The 25,429-nt window shown below is 62.6% G+C and carries 25 protein-coding genes; 6 read left to right on the forward strand and 19 right to left on the reverse strand.

The genetic code is table 11. The features are described from left to right. Positions 1-133: 133 nt before the first annotated feature. From FJV83_RS02400 to FJV83_RS02465, 14 genes are all read right to left on the reverse strand, one after another. Positions 134-760 carry a sarcosine oxidase subunit gamma family protein gene (locus FJV83_RS02400; protein ID WP_246691779.1) on the reverse strand — a complete coding sequence of 209 codons (627 nt, stop codon included), beginning with the start codon at positions 758-760 and terminating at the stop codon, positions 134-136. Further along, on the reverse strand, positions 753-3,734 hold the full coding sequence (locus FJV83_RS02405) for a sarcosine oxidase subunit alpha (protein ID WP_142884945.1): 2,982 nt from the start codon (positions 3,732-3,734) through the stop codon (positions 753-755). Before FJV83_RS02405 ends, FJV83_RS02400 begins: the two co-directional genes overlap by 8 nt. Then, a complete protein-coding gene (locus tag FJV83_RS02410; protein WP_140887637.1) occupies positions 3,734-4,009 on the reverse strand; it encodes a sarcosine oxidase subunit delta in 276 nt (91 codons plus the stop codon). The genes FJV83_RS02405 and FJV83_RS02410 overlap by 1 nt, the downstream gene beginning before the upstream one ends. A 16-nt stretch (positions 4,010-4,025) precedes the next feature. Then, a complete protein-coding gene (locus FJV83_RS02415) occupies positions 4,026-5,279 on the reverse strand; it encodes a sarcosine oxidase subunit beta family protein (RefSeq protein WP_095791251.1) in 1,254 nt (417 codons plus the stop codon). Between the two features lie 36 nt (positions 5,280-5,315). Then, on the reverse strand, positions 5,316-6,623 hold the full coding sequence (gene glnT / locus FJV83_RS02420) for a type III glutamate--ammonia ligase (RefSeq protein WP_095771141.1): 1,308 nt from the start codon (positions 6,621-6,623) through the stop codon (positions 5,316-5,318). Between the two features lie 63 nt (positions 6,624-6,686). Continuing rightward, entirely contained in the window at positions 6,687-8,015 is a 1,329-nt protein-coding gene (locus FJV83_RS02425) for an FMN-binding glutamate synthase family protein (RefSeq protein ID WP_095771140.1), read from the reverse strand. Positions 8,016-8,021: 6 nt separating this feature from the next. After that, positions 8,022-8,753 (reverse strand): GXGXG domain-containing protein, encoded by a 732-nt coding sequence (locus FJV83_RS02430; RefSeq protein ID WP_142884946.1) that lies wholly within the window; start codon positions 8,751-8,753, stop codon positions 8,022-8,024. Between the two features lie 4 nt (positions 8,754-8,757). Further along, positions 8,758-9,654, reverse strand: coding sequence for a glutamine amidotransferase family protein (locus tag FJV83_RS02435; protein ID WP_095771138.1), 897 nt, complete (start codon positions 9,652-9,654; stop codon positions 8,758-8,760). Positions 9,655-9,739: 85 nt separating this feature from the next. Beyond that, positions 9,740-10,069, reverse strand: coding sequence for a hypothetical protein (locus tag FJV83_RS02440; RefSeq protein ID WP_142884947.1), 330 nt, complete (start codon positions 10,067-10,069; stop codon positions 9,740-9,742). Further along, complete coding sequence (locus tag FJV83_RS02445; protein WP_185973310.1) at positions 10,066-10,755, reverse strand: hypothetical protein; 690 nt, start codon at positions 10,753-10,755, stop codon at positions 10,066-10,068. The genes FJV83_RS02440 and FJV83_RS02445 overlap by 4 nt, the downstream gene beginning before the upstream one ends. Before the next feature lie 45 nt (positions 10,756-10,800). After that, positions 10,801-12,198 (reverse strand): amino acid permease, encoded by a 1,398-nt coding sequence (locus FJV83_RS02450; protein WP_095771136.1) that lies wholly within the window; start codon positions 12,196-12,198, stop codon positions 10,801-10,803. A 13-nt stretch (positions 12,199-12,211) separates the two neighbouring features. Beyond that, complete coding sequence (locus FJV83_RS02455) at positions 12,212-12,373, reverse strand: hypothetical protein (protein WP_019856863.1); 162 nt, start codon at positions 12,371-12,373, stop codon at positions 12,212-12,214. Positions 12,374-12,405: 32 nt separating this feature from the next. Beyond that, positions 12,406-12,783 (reverse strand): hypothetical protein, encoded by a 378-nt coding sequence (locus FJV83_RS02460; protein ID WP_095771135.1) that lies wholly within the window; start codon positions 12,781-12,783, stop codon positions 12,406-12,408. 12 nt (positions 12,784-12,795) lie between these two features. Beyond that, positions 12,796-13,083, reverse strand: coding sequence for a hypothetical protein (locus FJV83_RS02465; RefSeq protein WP_095771134.1), 288 nt, complete (start codon positions 13,081-13,083; stop codon positions 12,796-12,798). Between the two features lie 286 nt (positions 13,084-13,369). On the opposite strand from FJV83_RS02465, the gene FJV83_RS02470 reads away from it, so the two are divergent. The 5 genes from FJV83_RS02470 (at position 13,370) to FJV83_RS02490 (ending at position 17,742) form a co-directional block, all read left to right on the forward strand. Then, on the forward strand, positions 13,370-14,503 hold the full coding sequence (locus FJV83_RS02470; RefSeq protein ID WP_142884948.1) for an aminomethyltransferase family protein: 1,134 nt from the start codon (positions 13,370-13,372) through the stop codon (positions 14,501-14,503). Between the two features lie 41 nt (positions 14,504-14,544). Then, positions 14,545-15,141: a dimethylamine monooxygenase subunit DmmA family protein gene (locus FJV83_RS02475; RefSeq protein ID WP_095791256.1), complete on the forward strand. Its 597-nt coding sequence runs from the start codon at positions 14,545-14,547 to the stop codon at positions 15,139-15,141. Further along, entirely contained in the window at positions 15,138-16,103 is a 966-nt protein-coding gene (locus FJV83_RS02480) for a PDR/VanB family oxidoreductase (RefSeq protein WP_142884949.1), read from the forward strand. Before FJV83_RS02475 ends, FJV83_RS02480 begins: the two co-directional genes overlap by 4 nt. A gap of 9 nt (positions 16,104-16,112) precedes the next feature. Next, positions 16,113-17,153 (forward strand): DUF3445 domain-containing protein, encoded by a 1,041-nt coding sequence (locus FJV83_RS02485; RefSeq protein WP_142884950.1) that lies wholly within the window; start codon positions 16,113-16,115, stop codon positions 17,151-17,153. A gap of 64 nt (positions 17,154-17,217) precedes the next feature. After that, complete coding sequence (locus tag FJV83_RS02490; RefSeq protein ID WP_095771129.1) at positions 17,218-17,742, forward strand: hypothetical protein; 525 nt, start codon at positions 17,218-17,220, stop codon at positions 17,740-17,742. 17 nt (positions 17,743-17,759) lie between these two features. On the opposite strand, the gene FJV83_RS02495 is transcribed toward FJV83_RS02490, so the two are convergent. Then, entirely contained in the window at positions 17,760-18,473 is a 714-nt protein-coding gene (locus tag FJV83_RS02495; protein WP_064983208.1) for an XRE family transcriptional regulator, read from the reverse strand. Positions 18,474-18,734: 261 nt separating this feature from the next. On the opposite strand from FJV83_RS02495, the gene FJV83_RS02500 reads away from it, so the two are divergent. Then, complete coding sequence (locus FJV83_RS02500; protein WP_095786678.1) at positions 18,735-20,093, forward strand: NAD(P)/FAD-dependent oxidoreductase; 1,359 nt, start codon at positions 18,735-18,737, stop codon at positions 20,091-20,093. A 12-nt stretch (positions 20,094-20,105) separates the two neighbouring features. Here FJV83_RS02500 and FJV83_RS02505 read toward each other — a convergent pair whose 3' ends face one another. The 4 genes from FJV83_RS02505 to FJV83_RS02520 form a co-directional block, all read right to left on the reverse strand. Then, complete coding sequence (locus FJV83_RS02505) at positions 20,106-22,085, reverse strand: ABC transporter permease subunit (protein WP_142884951.1); 1,980 nt, start codon at positions 22,083-22,085, stop codon at positions 20,106-20,108. After that, positions 22,082-23,155, reverse strand: coding sequence for a glycine betaine/L-proline ABC transporter ATP-binding protein (locus FJV83_RS02510; RefSeq protein WP_142884952.1), 1,074 nt, complete (start codon positions 23,153-23,155; stop codon positions 22,082-22,084). Before FJV83_RS02510 ends, FJV83_RS02505 begins: the two co-directional genes overlap by 4 nt. A gap of 77 nt (positions 23,156-23,232) precedes the next feature. Further along, positions 23,233-24,207, reverse strand: a complete 975-nt coding sequence (locus FJV83_RS02515; RefSeq protein ID WP_095771126.1) for an ABC transporter substrate-binding protein — start codon at positions 24,205-24,207, stop codon at positions 23,233-23,235. A 422-nt stretch (positions 24,208-24,629) separates the two neighbouring features. Further along, positions 24,630-25,394, reverse strand: a complete 765-nt coding sequence (locus tag FJV83_RS02520) for an SDR family oxidoreductase (RefSeq protein WP_142884953.1) — start codon at positions 25,392-25,394, stop codon at positions 24,630-24,632. Positions 25,395-25,429 lie beyond the last annotated feature (35 nt).

The raw sequence follows: 25,429 nt of genomic DNA on the forward strand, positions 1-25,429 counted from the left end.
GGCGCGCAGCGCCGAGACGGTTGAGGGGTGGGTGACGGAGTGCCGTCCTTGCCAAGCTGGAACACCCCTCATCCGACCTCGCTTCGCGAGGCCACCTTCTCCCGCAAGGGAAGAAGGGAAAAGCGCGCAAGGGCTACGCCAGTTGCTCTGAATGCGCGATCGCCAGGCCGTACTCCGCAGCCGAGTCCAGCATCGTGTGCCAAAGGCTCTCGGCGAAGGTCGCGAACACCAGAATGTTGAACACCGCCAGCCCATCCGCCAGGTCATTCCCACGCCAGAGCGTGACGCTGGTGTGATCCATCGACGTGGCCGCCGCCGCGCCGACGGCGAACACACCCGAATGCAGATCGATCGACGACAGCTTGGCCAACATCGCCCGCGCCTTGACGCCAGAAACGCTGATCAGCACACGGGCATGCGACTGGTCGGAGAGCGAAGCCGATTGCGCGAACGCTTGGCCAAGCGCCCCAATCGCGTGCTTGCCGCCCTTCGACAGGACAAAAAACTGATCAGGTCCCGACCAGATCAGCGTGGCATCCGAGCCTTGCACCGCCTGCGGTGTTTTCGGAGCCGCACTGCCGAAGCGTGCCTTCGCGGCCTTGGCCATCTCCGCCGCCTTGCCGCGCCGCGCCATCACCTGGACGAGGTCGAAATTGCGGATCTCGGTCAGCGTCACGCAGGCATCGCCACGCGCATCATACCGCCCCACCGCGAGCGCGCGATCGAGCGGACTGCGAACGTCCCAGGAAAACTCAGCCACGCTGGCGCCCTCCATCTGGATCATAGAAGACGGGATTGCAGAGCTCGACGTCATAGTCCTCGCCGCGTATCGGGTCATGCGCATGGACGATCTCGCCGATGCGCTCGCGTCCGCGCTCGACAAGCGCGAGCCCAATCCACTGGTCTGATGTCGGCGAGAAGCAGACCGAGGTGACATAGCCCTGGTCGTTGCCTGGCCCGGGCGTCTGCCCCTTCGGGATGATGTGCGCGCCCGAGCGCAGGCGGCGCGCTCTGTCCGTCGGCTTGATGCCGACGACGACCTGCCGGTCAGGCGCGACAAGCGCCTCGCGGCCGGCCATGACGCGGCCGATGAAATCTTTCTTGGTCGACGTCATCTTGCCGAGGCCAAGATCGGCCGCCGTCGTCGTACCGTTCAGTTCCGGTCCGGCTACGTGGCCCTTTTCGATGCGCATCACGCCGAGCGCCTCGGTGCCGTAAGGCGTGACGCCGAACGGCTCGCCGGCCAACATCAGATTGCGCGCCATCGCCTCGCCGTAGCGTGCCGGCACGGAAATCTCGAACGCCATCTCACCGGAGAAGGAGATGCGGAACAGCCTTGCCTTGATGCCGCCGCGCAATGCGACTTCCCGCGCGCCCATGAAGGGAAAACCTTCATTGGAAAGGTCCTCCGCCGGGTCGACGATCTCCTTCAGCAGGCCGCGGGTTTTAGGGCCGGCGATCGAGAATTGCGCCCACTGGTCGGAGACGGAGGTCAGCTGCACGTCGAGTTCGGGAAACAGCACCTGCCGGCAGAATTCGAGGTGCTGCATCACCAAACCGGCCTTGGCGGTCGTGGTGGTCAGGAAATAGTGGTCCTCGGCCAGCCGCGACGTCGTGCCGTCATCATAGACGATGCCATCCTCGCGCAGCATCAGCCCGTAGCGCGCCTTGCCGACGGCGAGGTTGGAGAAGGTGTTGATGTAAACGCGGTCGAGGAAGGCGCCGGCATCGAGACCGTGCACGTCGATCTTGCCGAGCGTCGAGACATCGCAGAAGCCGACGCCGCTTCGCACGGCCTTGACCTCGCGGGTCACCGATTCCAGCCAGTCCTTCTCGCCAGCGCGCGGATACCATTGCGCGCGTTTCCATAGGCCGGTGTCGACGAAGACAGCACCCTGTTCGGCGGCCCAGTGATGCGACGGCGTCAGCCGCGTCGCGTGGAACGTCTCGTCGCGATGATGGCCGGCAAAGGCGCCGATGGCGACCGGCACGTAAGGCGGCCGGTAGATGGTCGTGCCAGTCTCTGGAATGGATTTTCCGGTCACCGCTGCCATGATGGCTAGGCCGGCGACATTGGACGTCTTGCCCTGGTCGGTCGCCATGCCGAGCGTCGTATAACGCTTCAGATGCTCGACCGATTCAAAACCCTCGCGCTGCGCCAGTTCGATGTCGGAGGCGGTGACATCGTGCTGGTAGTCGACGAAGGCCTTGCCCTTGCCGGCGACGTGCCAGAGCGGCGTCAGCGAGAATGCCTCGTCGTTGGCAACAGGCGCGGTGCCTGCCTTGCCACTATGTCCGGCACCATGTGCCGCTGCCACGCCGGCGGCAAACCCTTTGGCGAGGCAGGCGCCAAGTCCGAAGTCGCCGTTGGCCGCACCGGCTGCGACCATGCCGGGAGGCGCGCCGTCGGGCACGAAGGCAGCAATGTCGTCGCGCCATTTCGGTCGGCCGCGATGATAGGAGGTGAGCCCGACCCCCGGATTCCAGCCGCCGGAAACCGCGAGCCCGTCGGCCTCGACTTCGGCGCGCGCGCCGCCGGTGAGCGACACTGCGATTTTCCGAACACCGTCCTTGCCGCCGTCAACGCCGCTGACGGAGCCGTGCAGCACCGTGAAGCCATTCCTGGAGGCCAGCGATCGATGTGACGGCGAAACGTCCGGCCGCGCGTCGATCACCGCCGCGATCTGCAGCCCGGCACCAAGCGCGGTCTCGACCGTGCGCCAGCCATCCTCATTGTTGGTGAACAGCGCGATGCGCTTTGCTGGAACAGCGGCATAGCGTCCGACATAGGTTCGCATCGCCGAAGCCATCATCACGCCGGGCGTGTCGTTGCCGGCGAAAACGATCGGCCGCTCAAGGGCGCCGGCCGCGACCACACAGCGCTTGGCCACGATGCGCCACATCCGCTGGCGCACCTGATGTTCGGGCGGCGAGGGCATATGGTCGTTGACCCGCTCCAGCGCGCCGTAGGTGCCGCCGTCATAGACGCCGAACAGCGTCGTGCGGGTCAGGATGCGGACATCGGGCATTGCCGCCAGTTCAGCTAGCGCCCGCGACAACCATTCGGCGGCCGGCAGGCCATCGATCGTGCCGCCATCCGACAGCAACCGGCCACCGAACGCAAAATCCTCTTCGCACAGGATGACGCGGGCGCCGCTGCGGCCGGCGGCCAATGCTGCCGCCAGACCGGCCGGACCGGAGCCGGCGATCAGCACATCGCAATGCGCCCAGGCCTTGTCGTAGTGGTCCGGGTCGGCAACACCGGCGGCACGGCCAAGACCGGCGGCGCGGCGGATCGCCGGCTCGTAGATGGCTTCCCAGAATTTCGCCGGCCACATGAAGGTCTTGTAGTAGAAGCCGGCGACGAAGATCGGCGAGAACAGCTGGTTCACCGACATCACGTCGAAGCGCAGCGACGGCCAGCGATTCTGGCTGGCGGCCTCGAGGCCTTCATAAAGCTCCGCCGTCGTTGCCTTGGTGTTCGGCTCGCGCCGGGCACCGGTGCGCAGTTCGACCAGCGCGTTGGGTTCTTCCGAGCCCGCGGTCAGGATGCCGCGCGGGCGATGATACTTGAACGAGCGCCCGACCAGCTTGACGCCATTGGCAACCAGCGCCGACGCCAGCGTGTCGCCCTGGAAGCCGGAAAAGCTCTTGCCGTCGAAGCGGAAGTTCAGCGGCGCCGAGCGGTCGATGAGGCCGCCATTGTTCAGCCGGTTTGTCTGCGCACCGGCCATCACGCGCCAACCTTCGCCGCACCGGCGCCCGCTGCCGGTTCGATCGCCGAAATCTCATGCGTCAGCGTGTTGCGGGTGACCTTCAGCCAGGCCCGGCAGCCACCGCCGTGATACCAGTTCTCGCTCATCACGCCGGCGATGTTGTCGCGCAGATAAACATAATCGTAGACGGCATCTTCACCGGCCCCCGCCGCCGGCCGCACCGGTTTGGCGTCGCCGAGATAGGTGAACTCGCCGAGTTCGCGTTCGCCGCAGAAGGGACAGACAATGCGCATGATTTTCCGGCCGTCCTCAGTGCAGGTTCGGTTGGGCGCCCTGGCCCTTTTCGTCGATCATGGCGCCAGTCCGGAACCGGTCGAGGCGGAACCGTACAGCTTCCTCGTGCGGCGTGTCGCGGGCCAGCAGGTGGGCGAAGACGAAGCCTGAGCCTGGCGTCGCCTTGAAGCCGCCATAGCACCAGCCCGCGTTGAGATAGAGGCCGTCGACCGGCGTCTTGTCGATGATCGGCGAGCCGTCCATCGACATGTCCATGATGCCGCCCCACTGGCGCAAAAGCCGCACGCGTCCGATCATCGGCATCAGCGCCATGCCGCCCTCGCAGACATCCTCCATCACAGGCAGATTGCCGCGCTGGGCGTAGGAATTGTAGCCGTCAATGTCGCCGCCGAAGACAAGGCCGCCCTTGTCCGACTGGCTGACATAGAAATGGCCTGCGCCGAAGGTCATGACATTGGGGATCAACGGCTTGATCGCCTCGGAGACGAAAGCCTGCAGCACATGGCTTTCGATCGGCAGGCGCAGGCCCGCCATTTCAGCGACGCGTGACGAGGAGCCGGCGACCGCCATGCCGACCTTGCCGGCGCCGATCCTGCCGCGCGAGGTTTCGACACCAGTCACCTTGCCGTTGGCGTCCCTGACAAAGCCGGTCACCTCGCAATTCTGGATGATGTCGACGCCAAGCCCGCTGGCCGCATGGGCATAACCCCAGACCACGGCATCGTGCCGCGCCGTGCCGCCGCGCCGCTGCAGCAATCCGCCTTGCACGGGAAAGCGCGCATTGTCGAAGTTCAGGAACGGCATCATCTTCTTGACCGCAGCGAGGTCGAGCAGTTCGGCGTCGATGCCGTTGATGCGCATGGTGTTGCCGCGCCGCGCATAGGCGTCGCGCTGCGCGTCGGAATGGTAGAGGTTGATGACGCCGCGCTGGCTGACCATCGCATTGTAGTTGAGGTCCTGCTCCATCCGCTCCCACAGCTTCATCGACAATTCGTAGAAGCCGGTGTTGCCGGGCAGGCCGTAATTGGAGCGGATGATGGTGGTGTTGCGGCCGGCATTGCCCGAACCGATCCAGCCTTTTTCCAGGACCGCGACGTTCTTGATGCCGTATTCGCTGGCGAGGAACCAGGCGGTGGCCAGGCCATGGCCGCCACCGCCGATGATCACCACGTCGTAGCGATCCTTCGGCGTGGCGTCGCGCCAAGTGCGCTGCCAGTTCTTGTGGCCGGAAAGGGCGGCACGGGCGAGCGAGAAGATCGAGTATTTCATACGTTCATTCCGAGGTCGCTCGCACCGGCAGGACGGCTATATGTCCAGCGTGTGGTCGCGCTCCCATTGCGTGAAGTGCGAAGCATAAGAATTCCATTCCTGGTGCTTCAGCTTTAGGTATGCCGACGAGAATTCCTCACCCAGCGCCGCCTTGAGTGATTTGTCCTTGTCGAACTCGCGCAGTGCGTCGAGCAGGTTCAGGGGCAGTTTCGGCGCGCCCTTCACCGTGTGGCCGTGCTGGTACATGTCGATGTCGTAGCGCTTGCCGGGATCGGCCTTCGAGCGGATGCCGTCGAGGCCAGCGGCAATGATCACAGCCTGCAAGAGATAGGGGTTTGCGGCACCGTCGGGCAGGCGCAGTTCGAAGCGGCCGGGGCCGGGCACGCGCACCATGTGGGTGCGGTTGTTGCCGGTCCAGGTCACCGTGTTCGGCGCCCAGGTCGCGCCCGAAATCGTGCGCGGGGCGTTGATGCGCTTGTAGGAATTGACCGTCGGGTTGGTGATCGCGGCAAGCGCGGAGGCATGCTTCATGATGCCGCCGAGGAAGTTCTTGCCCTTGGCCGACAGCCCAAGCTCCATCGAATTGTCGGCGAAGACATTGGTCTTGCCCGCCTTGTCCCACACCGAGATGTGGGCATGGCAGCCATTGCCGGTCAGGCCCTGGAAGGGTTTCGGCATGAAGGTGGCCCGCAGGCCGTGCTTCTCGGCCACCGACCTGACCATGAACTTGAAGAAGGAGTGCTTGTCGGCGGTGGCGAGCACGTCGTCGAAGGCCCAGTTCATCTCGAACTGGCCGTTCGCGTCTTCATGGTCGTTCTGGTAGGGTCCCCAGCCGAGCGCCAGCATGTGATCGCAGATCTCGGCGATGACGTCGTAGCGGCGCATCACCGCCTGCTGGTCGTAGCAGGGCTTTGAGGCCGTGTCGTATTGGTCAGAGATGACGCCGCCGTCCGGCGAGATCAGGAAGAACTCGGCCTCGACGCCGGTCTTGACATGCATGCCGTCGCCGGCGGCCTCCGCGATCAGCCGCCTCAACGTATTGCGCGGCGTCTGGTCGACCTCCTTGTCGTCCATGACGCAATTGGCGGCGACCCAGGCCACCTCCTTTTTCCACGGCAACTGGATGACCGAGTCTGGATCCGGCACTGCCAGCATGTCGGGATGCGCCGGCGTCAGGTCCAGCCAGGTGGCGAAACCGGCAAAGCCGGCGCCATCCTTCTGCATGTCTGATATCGCCTGCGCCGGCACCAGCTTGGCGCGCTGGCCACCGAACAGGTCGGTGTAGGAAATCATGAAATATTTGACGTTTTTCGCCCTTGCGAATTCTGCAAGATCAGCTGTCACGGAAGTTCCCCATTTTTTTGTCGATCGTTGCCCCAGAGCGTGCGGGCTTCGGCCCTTCGTTGATCAGAAGCCGTTCTTCCCCGGTATCCAGTTGGTGCCGGCCAGCGGCACGCCGGCCATGGCGGCTGCCTCGATTGTCAATGCGACGAGGTCCTCGGGTTCGAGATTGTGCAGGCTGTTCTTGCCGCAGGCGCGGGCGATCGTCTGCGCCTCCAGCGTCATCACCTTCAGATAGTTGGCCAGCCGCCGTCCAGCAGCCACAGGATCGACCCGCTTCATCAGCTCCGGGTCCTGTGTGGTGATGCCGGCAGGGTCGCGGCCTTCATGCCAGTCATCATAGGCGCCTGATGTGGTGCCGAGCTCGTTATACTCCGCCTCCCAGCGGGGATCATTGTCGCCGAGCGCGACCAGCGCCGCCGTTCCGATGGAGACCGCGTCGACGCCGAGTGCCAGCGCCTTGGCGACATCGGCGCCATTGCGGATGCCGCCCGAGACGATCAGCTGCACCTTGCGGTGCATGCCGAGATCCTGCAGCGCCTGCACCGCCGGCCGGATGCAGGCGAGCGTCGGCTGGCCGACATTCTCGATGAACACTTCCTGCGTTGCCGCCGTGCCGCCCTGCATGCCGTCGACGACGACGACATCGGCGCCGGCCTTCACAGCAAGCGCGGTATCGTAATAGGGGCGGGCGCCGCCGACCTTGACGTAGATCGGCTTTTCCCAGTCGGTGATCTCGCGCAGCTCGAGGATCTTGATCTCGAGATCGTCCGGGCCGGTCCAGTCGGGATGGCGCGAGGCGGAGCGCTGGTCGATGCCTTTCGGCAGGGTGCGCATCTCCGCGACGCGGTCGGAAATCTTCTGGCCAAGCAGCATGCCGCCGCCACCCGGCTTGGCGCCCTGGCCGACGACGACTTCGATGGCATCGGCACGGCGCAGGTCGCGCAAATTCATGCCGTAGCGCGACGGCAGATATTGATAGACCAGTTGCTTGGAATGGCCGCGCTCTTCCTCGGTCATGCCGCCATCGCCCGTCGTGGTCGACGTGCCCGACAGCGTCGCGCCACGGCCGAGCGCCTCCTTGGCCGGACCGGAGAGCGAACCGAAGCTCATGCCGGCAATGGTGATCGGAATCTTCAATTCGATCGGCTTCTTGGCATGGCGCGAGCCGAGCACGACGCTGGTGTCGCAGCGCTCGCGGTAGCCTTCGAGCGGATAGCGCGAGATCGAGGCGCCGAGGAACAAAAGGTCATCGAAATGCGGCAGCTTGCGCTTGGCGCCGGCGCCCCGGATGTCATAGATGCCGGTCGCCGCGGCGCGGCGGATTTCGGAAAGCGTGTAGTCGTCGAAGGTCGCGGATTTGCGCGGCGTCGTCGGCGGGTTGCGATAGGTCATGCTGCCTCAATACGCGTCGGCGTTGTCGATATTGAAATTGTAGAGGGTGCGCGCCGAGCCGTAGCGCTTGAACTCCGATGGCTTGACGCCGGTGACGCCGGCGCGGTCGAGCAGGCCCTGCAGCAGTTCCAGGTGTTCACCCCGCATCTCCTTGGCGATGCAGTCGGCGCCGAGGCTGTCGACCTTGCCGCGCACGAACAGCCGCGCCTCGTAGATGGAATCGCCCAGCGCATCGCCGGCATCGCCCAGCACCACCAGATTGCCGGACTGCGCCATGAAGGCCGACATGTGGCCGATATTGCCGTGCACGACGATGTCGATGCCTTTCATCGAGATGCCGCAGCGCGACGACGCATTGCCTTCGATGACCAGCAGGCCGCCCTTGCCGGTGGCGCCGGCATATTGGCTGGCATCGCCTTTCACGATGATCGAGCCCGACATCATATTCTCGCCGACGCCGGGACCGGCCGAGCCATGCACGGTGATGGTGCTGCCGGAATTCATGCCGCCGCAATAATAGCCGACGCTGCCGCGCACATCGATGGTCACGGGCTGGTCGACGCCGACGGCGACCGAATGACTGCCCTTCGGGTGCAGCACTTCCCACGCCGTTTCGTTCGAACCGGGCGTCAGATTGTGCAGCGCCTGGTTGAGCTCGCGCAGCGACGACATATCGAGATCGAAGATCCGCGAGGCGTGGTCGTGGGCCGCCGCCTTTGAAAGTTTGGTTGCCGTCATGAACTCAATGCTCCCAGAAATAGACGGTTGCGGGTTCCGGTTCCCAGACCCTCGCATTGTCTATGCCGGGCAGTTTGGTCAGCGCGCGATATTCCGAGCCGAAGGCGACATACTGGTCGGTTTCGGCCATGACGGCGGGCTTGCAGGCGATCGGGTCGCGCACCACGCCAAAACCGTTCTTGGTGCCGACGACGAAGGTGAAGAAGCCGTCGAGATCCGAGAGCGTGCCTTCCAGGGCTTCGCCGAGGTTCTTGCCATGCGCCATCTGGGACGAGAGATAGGCGGCGGCGACCTCGGTATCGTTCTCGGTCTCGAATTTCATGCCTTCGCGGATCAGCTCACGGCGGACATTGTTGTGGTTCGACAGCGAGCCGTTGTGCACCAGGCACTGGTCGGCGCCGGTCGAGAAGGGATGAGCGCCCATCGTCGTCACCGCCGATTCCGTTGCCATGCGGGTGTGCCCGATGCCATGCGTGCCGGCCATCTTGCGGACGTCGAAGCGATCGACCACCGCTTCCGGCAGGCCGACTTCCTTGTAGATCTCGACGACGTCGCCGGCGCCCATGATGCGGATGTCGGGGCGAAGTGCCTGGATGGCCTCGCGCGCTTCGTCAATCTTGGCCGGCGTCGTCCGCACGACGGCGTGCGTCGACTTGACCGAAATGCTCACCGGCGCACCGATGGCCTTGGCAAGCTCGGTATCGAGGTCGCGAAAATCGCGCGCGGGCTTCGCCGACTGGATGGTGATCTTGGCTTCATTCCTGGAAGGCGCGCCATAGATGGCAATGCCCGCACTGTCGGGCCCGCGATCGCTGAGCGATACCAGCATCTCCGACAGCATCGCGCCGAGCTTCGGCTCCAGCGACTTGTCTTTCAAAAACAGTCCGACAATTCCACACATGTCAGCCTCCCGGCGTTTGTAGCTAGAAGATGATGTATCGAATGAGTCCCGCAAATTCAATCATATGAAAAAAATTTTCCTCTAGTTACGTATAGGGCGTAATGCCGCCATGCGAGTTATCGCTGCCCTGCGTGGCATTGTGAACCCACGTGGCATGGCGGATACGGGCGAGCTTGTAGGCGTCCAGGATGGATAGCGCATAGATCAGGAAGCCGCCGGCGTGACGGCCGATGAAGCTGGCGTCGGGCGGCGCGATCTTGGCGGTCACCCATGCCAGGATCACCATGAAGAAAAGGAACTGCAGCCCGCGCACCGGCACGCCCAGAATGACATGGCCGCTCGCCGGCAGCATGATTGACGCGCCGAGGACGAGATAAGGGTTCACCGGCGCCGGCTGGGTGTTCGAACTGGTCATGCGGCTTGCCGTTCGCTTCGGTTGATGGCGTCGCGCAGCGCCGAGAGCGAGGTGAGCAGCCGCTCGATCAGCGCCGGATCGATCTGTGCCCCACCGAACGCGGCCTGCCGGAAAACGCCGTAGCGCGCCCGTTCGGCCTCGGCCAGCAGCCACACGATGCGCACCCCGTTTGGCGTGATCAGCAGCTCCTTGGCGCGCCCTTCCGAAAAGGGTTCCAGATGTTCGGCGATGATGCCCTGCGGGAACCGCGTGCCGCGGCGGTCGGTCCGCAGCACCGCCTCGGGGGGAAATCCCGGAGCCTTGGGCAGCGTATGCTGGAGATGGTCGAAATTGGAGAAGGTCGTCGGCGAGCCCGGCCGCATCATCATGTCGAAGGTCGCTGGGACGGCGACCTTTTCGGTGATCGAAACGCTGAGCCAACGCGCCGGCAGTTTTCGTGTCGCCAGGGTGTCGACGATGGTACGCAACTGAACGCGTTGGCCGTTCCACGACCCTTCCCAGGTGACGACACCGGCGGTGCCGTCCGAAACATCAGCGGCGTCGGCGACAATGGTGCGTATGCCGGCCTCCTCGGCGGCGAGCGCCGCCAATGCCCTGTTGCGGCTGCGCCGTGCCAGCCACGCAAGATGGAGAGCGAGAACCAGGACAATGGCCCCGGCGAACAGTGCTGATGTCACGTCGGACATTTTGTCATGTCCGGCCCGCCAAGGATCGGGGCGGGCCGTCTCCCATCAATAGCCCTGCGGTTTCGGCCACGGCATGGTGAACTGGTCGCCGCGCCGTACGAATTTGTAACGGTAGAAATGGAACCACAGCGAGATCAGGAAATAGAAGATGGTCATCGCGATCAGCTGTGAGCCGAACCCGAGGAAGATGGCGAAGAAGGTCACCACGCAAAGGCAGAACAACACGATCGCCGGCAGCGGATGGAAGGGATGCGTGTAGCCGCGGCGGATCGTGCCGAGCGGCCACTTCTTGCGGAACATCATGATGTTGATGCTCATGAAGGTGTATTGCAGCACGCCCGACAGGATCGAGAACGTGATCGCCTGGTTGAGGTCGGCAATGAAGGCGAAGGCGAGCGCGATCGGCAGCAGGAACAGGATCGAGCGGTAGGGCGTGCGATATTTCGGGTGCACGGCCGAGAACCAGCTCGGCAGATAACGGTCGCGGCCGAGCGAGAACCATGCGCGCGCCGCATCGTTGATGCAGCCATTGGCGGAAGCCAGCGCAGCCAGCAGCGTCGCGATGAACAAGAGGTTTTCCAGCAGCGGACTGCCGGTGAGCTTGCCGGCGTCCCACAGCGGATAATAGGTGATGCCGAGATATTCCCAAGGCATCAGCGAGGCGCAGACATACCAGGTCATGGCGGCGGCGATCAAAAGCGTGATCATGCCGGCCATCGTGCCGTAGGGCAGCGAGCGGGCCGGCGAACGCACTTCCTCGGCCGCCTGCGTGGTGCCTTCGATGCCGAGATAATACCAGATGCCAAACTGGAAGGCGGCGATGACGCCGATCCAGCCATAGGGCAGCGCATTGCCCGGCGTCACCAGCTCGTTGAGCTTCAGCACCGCGCCTTGCGTCCACGGGCTGACCGAGAAGAACAGGATGACGATCGAGATATAGGCAATTGCGGTGATGACGAAGTTGACGTTGAGCGTCATCAGCACGCCGCGATAGTTGAGCCAGGCCAGCACGACGATGGTGGCGGCGATGAATGAATTGTGGGTGAGCCCTTCGACGCCGGCCTTGGCGACGATGGTGTCGCCGAGCAGGATGGCGTCGGAGACCTCCAGCATCGTGTACGCGAAGACCAGGAACAGCGCGACGTTGAAGGCCATCAGCGGCCCGACAATATGCTTGGCCTGCGCATACTGGCCGCCGGCAGCCGCCACCGTCGACGTCACTTCGGAATCGATCATGGCGACCGAGGTATAGAGCAGCCCGACGATCCAGCAGACGATCAGCGCGGCGAGCGCGCCGCCCTTGTCGGCCGAAAAATTCCAGCCGGTGAATTCACCGACCAGAACGATGCCGACGCCGAGTGCCCAGACATGGGCCGGGCCGAGCACCCGCAGCAGTGAAACCCTGTCGCCGTGAATTGCCGGTTCAAGTACGGTCGTCGTCATTGTTCGTCCCCACTCAAATCCGGTGTTTCTCGGAAACGGCTTCAAGCTCGCCTTCGCGTGACGAGGTCAGAACGTCTTCGGAATAGGTCGTGTCGACCTTGAACCAGTCGTAGAGCATCCACAGGGCGAGCACGATCGAGATGCCCCAGCATGCGTAAGAGAGTGAAATCCACATGGTGCGTCCCCGATTGCTTGCCTTCGGAACTCTTACTTGTCGTTGAATTTTTCGTTGATGACGTCGCGATATTCGCGGTCGGAGGCTCGGAACAGGAAGACGAAATAACCGATCAGCACCGCCGCCATGATGATCAGCGTCGGCCAGTCGATGACATAGTGGAAGCGATTCTGGATGATGTCATGCGCAGTCTCGGGTGTGTAGCCGAGCTTCTCCCAGATGGCTGCCATGGTCGGGTTCTGGCCAAGCGCTTCCCAGGTCTTGGCATCGAGCGCGTCGATGGATTTGGCGGCTCCGGCAAGGCCGAGCTTCAGCGGCAGCCACAACGCCACGAAGATGGCGACAACCACGACGACGATATCGAAAACCTGGCCGGCCTTGCTCTGCTCCGGCGGCGTATAGCGGGACATTTCTTGTACCCCTCAGGACTGGCGGTTGCGGGATGCGTCGGCGTTCTTGATGTCGAGGCCGTAGATGAAGTCCTTGTCTTCCTTGTAGTGTTTGACCATCGCCAGGATCGCGGCCGTGTTGAAGATCAGCACGGCGGCGGCGGCAATCGCGACGACGGCCTTGATGCCGGCGTGCGGGATGTACGGCCATGTCATGAACAGGACGAAGAGGATCGTCGCCCACAGGCAGACGATCAGCAACGCGGATCCGCGCAAATCGGAACGGTACAGCGCCTCGATGCGCTGCTGCAGGTCTGACATCGGTTTGTCCCCTTTTTTCGACGCCCGGTTCCGAATCCACCTTGCGTCGCTCTCTTTCAAGAGAGTGAAATTTTTTTCATAAATTCAGGCCGTTTACCGCAATTGTCAAGACGAATTTACGCTGAGTTAACTGTTTGCTTGGGGCGGTCAATTTTGCCTGACAATGAAATTATTTGCTTTCAGGGGATTGCGGCTCTCCCGCGTTTGCGGTCAATATTCGCTCCAAAGCTCCGGCCACCGCGCCAAGGAGCGGGGAACAGTGGATTTTTGAACGGAGGACGAGCGGATGACGGCATCCTGGAGATTTTCGACCCTGGCGGATCGCCATCGCGCGCTGGGTTCGAAGCTCGAAGACTGGAGCGGCATGGGCACCGCCTGGACCTACGACAAGGATGCCGACGAGGAGTACATCGCCATCCGCACCAAGGCCGGGCTGATGGATGTGTCGGGCCTGAAGAAGGTGCACATCACAGGGCCGCACGCCTCGCATCTCATCGATCTCGCGACCACCCGCGACGTGGAAAAGATCTACCCCGGCAAATCGGCCTATGCCTGCATGCTGAACGAGGCGGGAAAATTCACCGACGACTGCATCCTCTACCGCACCGGCCCGAACAGCTGGATGGTCGTGCATGGCTCGGGCACCGGCCATGAGGAATTGCAGCGCGCCGCGATGGGCCGCGATGTCTCGCTACGCTTCGACGACAATCTGCACGATCTGTCGCTGCAGGGACCGACCGCGGTCGACTATCTGGCCAAGCATGTGCCGGGGATTCGCGACCTGAACTATTTCCATCACATGCAGACGCAGCTGTTCGGCTTGCCCGTCATGATCTCGCGCACCGGCTACACCGGCGAGCGCGGCTACGAGATCTTCTGCCGTGGCCAGGATGCTGGCACGATCTGGGACAGGATTCTCGACGAAGGCAAGAGCGTTGGCATCATTCCCTGCCGCTTCACCACGCTCGACATGCTGCGCGTCGAAAGCTACCTGCTGTTCTATCCCTACGACAATTCGCAAAAATATCCGTTCGAGAATGAAGGCCCCGGCGACACATTGTGGGAACTCGGCCTCGACTTTACCGTCAGTCCCGGCAAGACCGGCTTTCGCGGAGCCGAGGAACACTACCGTTTGAAGGGCAAGGAGCGCTTCAAGATTTTTGGCGTGCTGCTCGACGGCAAGGAGCCGGCCGACGAAGGCGCGCCGGTCTATCGCGACGGCAAGAAGGTCGGCGTGGTGACCTGCGCCATGTATTCGCCGCTGGTCAAGAAATCGATGGGCATCGCCCGCCTCGACGTCGACTGCGCGGTCAAGGACACCAAGCTCGAAATCCGCAACAAGAGCGGGTCGATCAAGGCGACGGCGCAGCCATTGCCGTTCGACGATCCCAAAAAGACCAAGCGCACGGCGAAAGGCTGAGGCATAATCAACAGCGAGGGGTTCGAGGCACGAAGATTTAAATGGCAGCAAAAAGCATCATCAGCCGGCCGGTCTACGGAACGCTCTCTCCGCAGCCCGGCAAACACCATCTTTTCATCGCCGATGCCGAAGGTGCGCTCGCTATTTCAGACATGGCCGCAAAAGCGCCTGCCGGGTTCTTCGATGGCGCCGAAATCGACTTTATCCCAGGGCCGGACAACAAACACGTCGCCGCCCTCGAAGCGCTGAGGCCGGCGCAGTTTCATCAGGCGCCATCCTTCGCCAGCCTGCTGCCGAGGCTGAAGCAGACGCTGGGCAATGCCCATATGGGCTTGCGCCTCTACCTCGCCGGCACCGAGGGACTGATCGGCCAGGCCATGCAGGTGGCGCTCGAAGCCGGCATCGACCACACCTCCATGCAGACGGAGCATCGTGGCTCGCTGGCCAGGCGCATGCAGTGCGTTCACTGCAAGGGCATCACCGAGAACGTCACGACACAGCCATCGACCTGTTCGCATTGCGGCTTGCTGCTTCTGGTGCGCGATCACTATTCGCGGCGCCTCGCCGCTTTCCAGGGCGTCTGCATCAATGCCGAGGATCGCTCGGAGATTCCTCCAATGGAGGAGGCCTTCCCATGAGCACCGGCACCACAAAACTCGATGTCGTCGTCAGCGACGTCGTTCCGGTCAACGAACTGGTCACCCGCTTCCATTTCCGCAGGCGCGACGGCGAGCTGTTGCCGACCTTTTCCGGCGGCGCCCATGTCGTGGTCGAGATGCGCGACGGCGATCGCACCCGGCTCAATCCCTATTCGCTGATGGGTTCGCCGCTCGACACGCGCGAATACACGATCTCGGTGCGCCGCGACGATGTCGGGCGTGGCGGCTCGCTGTTCATGCACCGGTCCGTCAAGCCGGGCCTGGAGATGGTGATCAGCTATCCCGTCAATCTGTTCTCGCTCGACTTGCGTGCCAGGAAACACCTGATGCTGGCCGGCGGCATCGGCATCACGCCCTTCATGGCGCAGACCGCGCAACTGGCGGGCGAGGGCGGCAATTTCGAACTGCACTACACCTGCCGGACCGCCTCTCTGGGCACTTATGCCGACGTGCTGCGGGAGCGCTACGACAGGCGCATCAGGCTCTACCATGACGACCGTGACGAGCGCATCGATCTTGATCGATTGCTGTCGACGCAGCCGCTCGGCACGCATCTCTATGTCTGCGGCCCGGCCGGCATGATCAACTGGGTGCGCGACCGCGCGGCCGCCTTGGGCTGGCCATCGGAGGCCGTGCATTTCGAGCATTTCGCGGCACCCCAGCCCGGCCTGCCGTTCGATGTGACGCTGGCAATCAGCGGCAAGACCATCCGCGTCGATGAACAGCTGAGCCTGCTGGAAGCGATCGAGGCGGCCGGGGTCGACCCGCCCTATCTCTGCCGCGGCGGCGTCTGTGGCCAGTGCGAGACCAACGTGATCTCCTACGATGGCAAGTTCATCCACAACGACCACTGGCTGAGCGAGGACGACCATCGCTCCGGCTGCAAGATCATGCCGTGCGTGTCGCGCTTCGAGGGCCGGTCGCTGGTGCTGGAAAGATAGGAGGCGAGCTTGGGCATCACCTTTCGCAAGGAAACCTTCCGCGACGACTTCACCTTCAGGAACAGCCCGGAGCACATCAGGCGGTTCCCGTTCCCGTTCCATGAAGACGCCTACATGTATGCGGTCAACATCGAGCCGCATGTCGTCGGGCCGAAGGGCAGCGTGCTGGAGAACCTGATCGATGTCGACGAGCACTACGTCGCCGAGATGCAGGACCGCGCTTTGGTGCTGGCCGAGGATCCGCTGCGCTGCCAGTCGCTGCCGCATATGACGCTGGCCGGCTGGGATCTGCTCGAACTGCTGATGGAACAGCAAGCCCTTGGCTATCCCGAACATTTCACGCTGACGCGGGACGGCGACCGCTGGCGCTGGATCAACCGGCCGCTCGGCATCGACGACACCTTCACCTTCGGCGACACCTCGACCCTGCCTTACGGTCCGATGGAATACATCACCCGCCAGAGCCAGGGCGATTTCTGCATCCTCGACCAGCGCGACGGCAATCTGTGGATGGATGCCGGCATGGTCACCACCCAGGCCGATTGGTCGCTCGATTTCGACATCGGCATGAATTTTTTCGAGTGGCACGCACCGGTGCCGCTGGCGCATGAGAAGGGCATTTTCACCAGGGCGCTGAAATTCCTCACCAACATCCAGCAGGGTAAGCCGGCGCGGCGCCTCAACTGGACTATGACCATCAATCCGCGCCTCGATACCAGCCCGGAAAATTACCACAAATGGGGTCCGGACCGGACAACCGTGACGCCCGAAAATGTCGGCGACAAGGTGCATCTGCGCGTCGAGCTGCAAAGCTTCTGGCGGCTGCCGCGCTCCAACGGCATCGTCTTCCCGATCCGCTGCTACCTGATCAAGATGGACGAACTCGTGACGCAGCCGAAATGGGCGCGACGCCTGCACCGCGTCATTCGCGATCTGCCCGAGGAACTCGCCACCTACAAGGGGCTCACACGCTATCGGCCAACCTTGGTGGAATGGCTGTCGAAGTTGGATGACGGGAGTGCGACGTCACTGGGGTTTGGACCTGATTGAAATCTGCCTGCTGCTATTTCAACGGGGACCTGATTTTCTTTCTCCGCTTGGATAATGTGACACGATGACCGAAAATCCCGAATATACCTTCCGATACATGCGGAAGGATCATACTGGCCAACTTCACAATGGCATTGTGTTGGTTGAGAGATACCTTGATGCGGCGGTGAGGCAACACGCTTTGATGATGGAAGCGTGGCAGGCAAAGCAGCCTAGGCGGGCCCTAGTGGAACTACACTTTTTTCTAATTTCCGTAGACAGAGTTAAGGATGGCATTGCCTTGGCAGCTAAAGTCCTAGGTAATAAAATGGCTAATCATTTGAGCGCGCTTGACCTAACCTTTTACAAGCAGGCCAGGGATCACTTTGAGCATATCGACGACCGGCTGTACCTATCTCGCAAGAATGCTCCAAAGCCGATTGAGGAAAATGGATTTGTGCGAACGATTCACTTTGGCTTGTCGTCTAAAGACATGACTTTCCGGTGGAGTGATCAAAGAATTGACATCTCGGGTCAGTTTTTAGACGTGTTTGTCGCGTGGGCCAAGGAAGCCTGCGCGATAGCCGATCAATCCCTCGTCGAACTTTAAAGTGTCGACAGAAAACCTCACCCCGCGCTGTTCTGCGGATAGCAGATGATCGACAAATACCGCATTGGCAGTTTCGTCAGCTGCTCCGGTCCGTGCGGCGCGTCGGCGTCGAAGAACAGGCTGTCGCCGGGCTTCATCGGGTAGAGGTTGCTGCCGTGCCGGTAAACCACTTCGCCCTCCAGCATATAGAGGAACTCCATGCCCTCATGCTGGAAAGTCGGGAACACGTCCGAATCTTCGGTCAGGGTGATCAGGTAGGGTTCGACGACGACGCCGCTGGTGTTCGACCCGATATGGCCGAGCAGATTGTACTGATGGCCGGCGCGCGTGCCGCGGCGCTCGACATCCAGCCCTTCGCCGGCTTTGACGAAGACGGCGCTGCGCTCCTCCTCGAAGCGGCGGAAGAAGGCGGTGACCGGAACGCCGAGCGCCCGCGACAGCGCCTGCAGCGTGGTCAGCGACGGCGAGGTGATGCCGTTCTCGATCTTCGACAGCATACCCAGTGAAATGTCGGTCGCGACGGCGAGATCGGCGACGGTGATGCCGAGCTTCTTGCGGAACGCCCGCACCTCGCGGCCGATGGCCACCTCCAGCACCTTCTCGCGTGTGTCGCGGATGGCGTGCGGGTTCTGCGTCAGTGGTGCGCGGATGGTCTTGCCGTCCGCCGAGACCTTTGGCTGGGGCTTCGGCTTGGCGCCGGCAAGCCCGGCCTTGGAACTGTCTTTCGCCATGTCGCCCCCGGACTTCGCGGATTTATTTCACTCAAGGTGAACATGTCAGGTGGCGATACAGCAGCGCGGCTGTGTCGGCAAGCTGTCTTAAGTCCATCGGACGATCCCATGGATTCTGTCCGCGAAGGTTTTTCGCCAGGAATCCTTTGCGGGCAAACGCCGTTCCCGCAGATGTCTGTTGACAGCACCGAAGGGCCAATTAGTGTCACTGTCAGTGAAATTTGTTTCGCTGGGGAAATCAAAAATGAGGAGGCCCTGGAAATGAAAACTCGTGTTGCCGTCATCGGCGCCGGACCGTCCGGCCTGGCACAGCTCAGGGCCTTCAAGTCGGCTGAAGACAAGGGCGCCGACATCCCCGAAATCGTCTGCTTCGAAAAGCAGTCGGACTGGGGTGGCCTGTGGAACTATACCTGGCGCACCGGCCTCGACGAGCATGGCGATCCCGTGCATGGCTCGATGTACCGCTACCTCTGGTCGAACGGCCCGAAGGAATGCCTGGAATTCGCCGACTACACTTTCGAGGAGCATTTCGGCCGGCCGATCGGCTCTTATCCGCCGCGCGCAGTGCTGTGGGATTACATCAAGGGCCGCGTCGAAAAATCGGGCCTGCGCAAATGGGTGCGCTTCAACAGCCCGGTGCGCATGGTGACCTTCTCGGACGAAACCAAGAAATTCACCGTCACCGCGCATGACCGCGCCAACGACGTCACCTATTCCGAAGAGTTCGACAACGTCGTCGTCGCCTCAGGGCATTTCTCGGTGCCCAACGTTCCCTATTTCGAGGGTTTCGCCACCTTCAACGGCCGCATCCTGCACAGCCATGATTTCCGCGACGCCATGGAATTCAAGGGCAAGGATATCCTGATCATTGGCCGCTCCTATTCGGCCGAGGACATCGGCTCGCAATGCTACAAATACGGCGCCAAGTCGATCACCTCCAGCTACCGTTCGAAGCCGATGGGCTTCAGATGGCCGGAGAATTGGAAGGAAGTGCCGCTCCTGCAGAAGGTCGTCGGCAAGACCGCGTACTTCAAGGACGGCACGTCAAAGGATGTCGACGCCATCATCCTGTGCACCGGCTATCTCCATTCCTTCCCCTTCCTCACCGACGACCTCAAGCTCAAGACCGCCAACCGCATGTGGCCGCTGGATCTCTATGAAGGCGTGGTGTGGGAAAAGAATCCGAAGCTGTTCTATATCGGCATGCAGGACCAGTTCTACACCTTCAACATGTTCGACGCGCAGGCCTGGTTCGCCCGCGATGTCATCATGGGCCGCATCAAATTGCCGTCGGCCGAGGCGATGGCAGCGCACGGCGCGAAGTGGCGGGCGCGCGAGGAAACGCTGGAAGACGCCGAGCAGATGATCTGGTTCCAGGGCGACTACACCAAGGAACTGATGGACCAGACCGACTATCCCGGCTTCGATGTCGAGGCGGTCAACCAGACCTTCATGGAGTGGGAACACCACAAGGCGGAAGACATTATGGGCTTCCGCGACCATGCCTACCGCTCGCTGATGACCGGCACCATGGCGCCGTTGCATCACACGCCCTGGCTGCAGGCGCTGGACGATTCCATGGAGAGCTATCTCGAGGTGAAGGGCGTCGCGGCGGAGTAGCCGCGACGCTGCCTATCCCAGCCTTGCCCGCGCCTTCGCCGTCCAGGCGTTGAACAGCCGGTCGGCGACGATGCCGATGAAGGCGATGGCCAGGCCCGCGACGATGCCGCGGCCGGAATCGGCCTTGGACAGCGCGATGAACACCTCCTGGCCGAGATCGCGCGTGCCGACCATGGCGCAGATGATGATCATCGCCAGCGCCATCAGGATGGTCTGGTTGACGCCGAGCATGATCTCCGGCAGCGCCAGCGGCAATTGCACGCGAAAGAAGGTCTGGCGCGGCGTGCAGCCCGACACCTTGGCCGCCTCGATCAGAGCCGGCGGCACCTGTCTTATCCCGTGATTGGTGTAGCGGATCGCCGGCACCACGGCGAAGGCTATTGTTGCAATCATGGCGGTCACGTCGCCGACGCGGAACAGCATCACCACCGGGATGATGAAGCAGAAGGACGGCAGTACCTGCAGTGTGTCGATGATGGGCGTGACGATCTTCTCGAAACGGTCGCTACGCGCTGCCATCAGCCCGATCGGGATGCCGATCAGGCAGGCGATGAAGGCCGAGATGCCGCAGAGATAGACCGTCGCCATGGTCTTTTCCCACAGCCCGGTGATCGCGCAGAAACCGGTCAGCGCGGCGACTAGGGCGGCCAGCCGCAGGCCGCTAAGCTGATAGCCGGCAAGGCCGAGCAGGAACACCGCGCCTAGCCACGGAAAGCCTTCGCAGAAGGCGCGCACCGGGTTGAGCACGTTGAGGATCAGCGCAACGCGAAAGGCTTCGATCGCATCGAAGAAATTGATCGTCACCCAGTTCACCGCCGCCTTCCACAGCGGCGCGGTGGTGAAGGTGATCGCCTTCGGCACCGCCGCGAGGGCCGGCACGAACAGGCCGAGCAGCGTGGTGACGGCAAGGATGGCGATGGCCAGCGACAGATTGGGATGGCGCCGCCAGAGGCTCGGGCTCACCGCCTGATGAACATGGCCCTTCGCCTGGTTATGCGCGATGGCCTGGCTCAGCCGGTCAAGCGCGATCGCCAGCGCCACAATGGCGAGACCAGCCTCCATCGCCTCGCCAACCTTCAGCGCCCGCAGCGCCAGAAGCACGTCGTAGCCGAGGCCGCCGGCGCCGATCATCGAGGCGATGATGACCATGTTGAGCGCCAGCATGATCACCTGGTTGACGCCGACCATCAGCGTCGGCCGCGCCGAGGGCAACAGCACCCGCCACAGTTTCTGCCGCGCCGTGCAGCCGGCCATGTCGCTGAATTCGCCGATCTCCAGCGGCATGCGGGTGAGGCCGAGCATCGCCGCCCGCACCATCGGCGGCGTGGCGAAGATGGCGGTGGCGATCATCGCCGACACTGGACTGTTGCCGAACAGGAGCAGCATCGGGATGAGATAGGCGAAGGTCGGGATCGTCTGCATCAGGTCGAGGGCAGGGGAGACGATAAGCCTCTCCGCCCAAGGCTTGCGCCAGGCCCAGATGCCGGCGAACAGGCCGGTGGCGATGCAGAACGGCACGGCAATGGAGATCAGCGCCAGCGTCAGCATGGCGCTGGTCCATTGGCCGAACAGCGCGATGTAGAGGAAACAGCCGCCGACCAGCAGGCTGAGTTTCCGGCCGCCCACGGCATGCCCGGCGAGGAAGGCGACAGCGCAGACGCCAACCCAGGACAGGCGCGGCAGGACATAGGCATCCGCGCCGTGGCCGATTTTGAAGTTCTTGGCCAAGAGATTGAGCGCGAAATCGAGCGGCACGCCGAGGAGCGCGGTGATCGAGCGGGTCAACCATGACAGGTTCGACTTGATCCAGCCCATCAGCGCGCTGACCCAGTCGGCGACCGGCACGACGGCGTTGGCCGGATAGTCGACAGCCCAAGGGACGCTGTCCTGCAACAGGAACACCAACAGCACAGCGGCAAGGGCCGCCGCCCAGACCAGCAGCCAGCGCTGAAGCGGCGGCCTCGGCTCGCTGGCGCTTGCCGTCACCGTCATGCGTCGGCTCTTGCGTGCTCGATGCCGGCCAGCAGGTCGATGACCGCTTGCGGCGTCACTTCGCCGATCGGCTTGCCGGTGCCGTTGACCACGGCGAACGGCTTGCCGGCTGAAACGATGCTTGCCGAGAAACTGGCGATCTTGGCATCCGGCGAAACCGTGCCACCATGCTCCGAACCATCGCAGGCACGCATCAGGCTGTACGCGGAAATCACCTTGGCGCGGTCGACGTCGCGGGTGAATTCTGCGACATAGTCGGTCGCCGGATTGACCACCAGCTCCTCCGGCGTGCCGATCTGGATGACCTCGCCATCCTTCATGATGGCGATACGGTCGGCCAGCCGGATGGCCTCGTCGAAATCATGGGTGATGAAGACGATGGTCTTGTGCAGCATGGTCTGCAGCCGCATCAGCTCGTCCTGCATTTCGCGGCGGATCAGCGGATCGAGGGCGGAGAACGGCTCGTCGAGGAACCAGATCTCCGGTTTGGTCGCCAGGCTGCGGGCGATGCCGACGCGCTGCTGCTGGCCGCCGGACAATTCGCGTGGGTAGAAATGCTCGCGGCCGCGCAAGCCGACCAGATCGATGACTTCGCGCGCGCGCGCCTCGCGCGTTGCCCGGTCCTGCCCTTGGATGCTGAGCGGAAAGGCGATGTTGTCCAGCACATTGAGATGCGGCAGCAGCGCGAAATTCTGGAACACCATGCCCATGCGGTGGCGGCGCAATTCGATGAGCGCCGCATCGGAAATCTTGAGCAGGTCCTTGCCCTCGAATTCAATCTTGCCATGGCTCGGCTCGACCAGTCGCGACATGCAGCGCACCAATGTCGATTTGCCGGAGCCCGACAGCCCCATGATGATGAAGATCTCGCCCTGGCGGATTTCGAGATCGACCGCGCGCACGGCTCCGACCAGTCCGGCAGCAGTGACATCGGCCATGCTAGCCCTGCCGTCGCGCTCGCGGATGAAGCTGGCTGCGTTCACTCCGAACAGCTTCCACACATTGCGGCAGGCAAGCTTTACCGGGCGATCGTTGGTGCCTGGTTGTGTCGATCCCTGTTCAGTCGTCATCCAATCATCCTTCTGGAACATCAAGACCTGAGACCCGGCCGATCAACGGCCAGGCCCCATTTTTCCAGTCGGAACGATCACTGCGCCCAGGCTTTCCAGTCTGCCTCATGCGCGGCGATCCAGGCGGCGGCGACATCTTCCGGCGTCTTGCCGCCGAGATCGATATCGCCGCTCATCTTGTTGAGCTCGTCGGTGTCGATCGTGAAGGCCTTGGCCACCTTATAGGCGACCGGCCATTTGTCCTTCATGCCGGACCAGGAGTATTTCCAGATCTCGCCGTGCGGCTTGCCGCAATCATATTTGGCGTCGGGGTTCACGCCCCACTTCGGATCATTATAGCATTCGGGCGTGTATTCCGGGAATTGCACCCACTCGCCCTTGTACTTGGCCGGCGCCCAGTGCGGCGAATAGATCCACAGCATGATCGGCGCCTTGCGCTGATAGGCGGAATCGAGTTCGGCGAACATTGCCGCATCGGTGCCGGCATGGATGACGGTGAAGGGCAGTTTCAGCGCCGCGACACGCTCGTCGTCAAAGCCTTCCCAAGTCACCGGGCCGCCGAGATAGCGCCCCTTTGGAGCGGTCTCCGCTGTCGAGAATGACGCCGCGCATGCGGCGTCGAGCAAGGCATGCCAGTCCGGCAGTGTCGGGCATTTCTCCTTCATATATTCGGGAAACCACCACTCTTCCTTGGCCTTCGGGCCGAGCTTGCCGAGGCGCTCCGTCTGGCCGGTCGCATCGGAGGCCTTCATCGCCTCGCCGGCAGTCGTGTCCCAGAATTCCAGACCGACATCGAGGTCGCCATTGGTGAGGCCGGTGGTCAGGCTGGAGAGATAGTCGGCGGTCGGGTATTCAACGGTATAGCCGAGCTTTTCCAGGATGCCGCCGAGGATCTTGGCGTTGAGATTGACGCTGGTCCAGTCGAACAGCGCGATCTTTATCGGGTCATTGGATTCCGGTGCGGCGGCCCGGGCGGAAGGTGTGAGCAGGCTTAACGTTGCGAGCGCGACGGCGCCAATCGATAGTTTTGAAACTCGACTGCGAAATGACATGCTTGTTCTCCTTCAAGCTGTGACGGTTATCGGTCGTTCCCTTCTTGCGGCTTTTCTTGATTGTGTTGGAAAGGCGGTTCGCTGCGCAAGGCCGTCGGCGCCAAAATTGTCGCCCTGGCTTTGGCCAGCGCAGGCAAGATGGTGCTCAATTCTCGTGACGATGGAATATGCCGTCCGCGTCATGGCTGCCGACAGACCGCTGGTGGAGCGACCATCCGCGGATCAATTGCCAGTCTTGCGGCGCCCTGCAAGGTGCAAGCCATCAAGGTCCCATGATCTCGGCTGTCGGCATGGCAAGCCCCCATCTCGCCAAGCCCTTTCATGGGATGAAATTATATATACCAACGTTCATCTTACGCAACGACTAACGCTTCGCAGATGCACAAATTGAGACTGCAGGCGAAGTTCGGCGAGATGCGGCCCTACCAGCAGACGTAGCCGCCATCGACGATCAGGTCGAGGCCGGTGACGAAGCTCGACGCGCGGCTGGCCAGGAACACCGTCGGCCCGACCATTTCCTCAGGCGCTGCCATGCGTCCCATCGGCGTGTCGCGCTTGAAGATCTTGATCTCCTCCGCCACTTCCGGCCGCTTGTTCATCGGTGTCAGCGTATAGCCGGGGCTGATGACATTGACGCGCAAGCCCCGGTCCGCCCATTCCATTGCAAGGCTCTTCGACATGTGGATGACGGCGGCTTTCGACGAATTGTAGTGCGCCTGCGTCAATCCCCGATTGACGATGGAGCCGGACATCGAGGCGATGTTGATGATCGAGCCTTTGCGGCGCGCCAGCATCTTGCGGGCTTCGGCCTGGCAGGACAGGAAAACGCCGGCGACGTTGACCTCGTGCACCTTCTGCCACTTATCGAGCGACAAGGTCTCGGCCGGTTCCGAACCGGCGATGCCGGCATTGTTGACGGCAACGGTCAATGCACCGAGTTCGACCTCGACGCGATCGATTGCCGCCGCCAGATCGCTCTCCGAAGTGACCGTGCCGGTCAGCACCAAAGCCTTGCGCCCGAGTGCCGTGATTTGGTGCGCGGTTTCTTCCAGCCCGCCTTTCGATGCATGACCGAAACACGCGACGTTGGCTCCTGCCTCGGCCAATCCAATTGCGATTGCCTGGCCAATGCCGCTGCCGGCACCGGTAACCAGCGCGACATCGCCGTCCAGCTTGAAAAGATCCATCGATAGCCCTCCCGTTTCAGGGAAGGTATGCGCTG

This window comes from Mesorhizobium sp. WSM4307 (genome assembly GCF_007003945.1).
Taxonomy (GTDB): Bacteria; Pseudomonadota; Alphaproteobacteria; order Rhizobiales; family Rhizobiaceae; genus Mesorhizobium.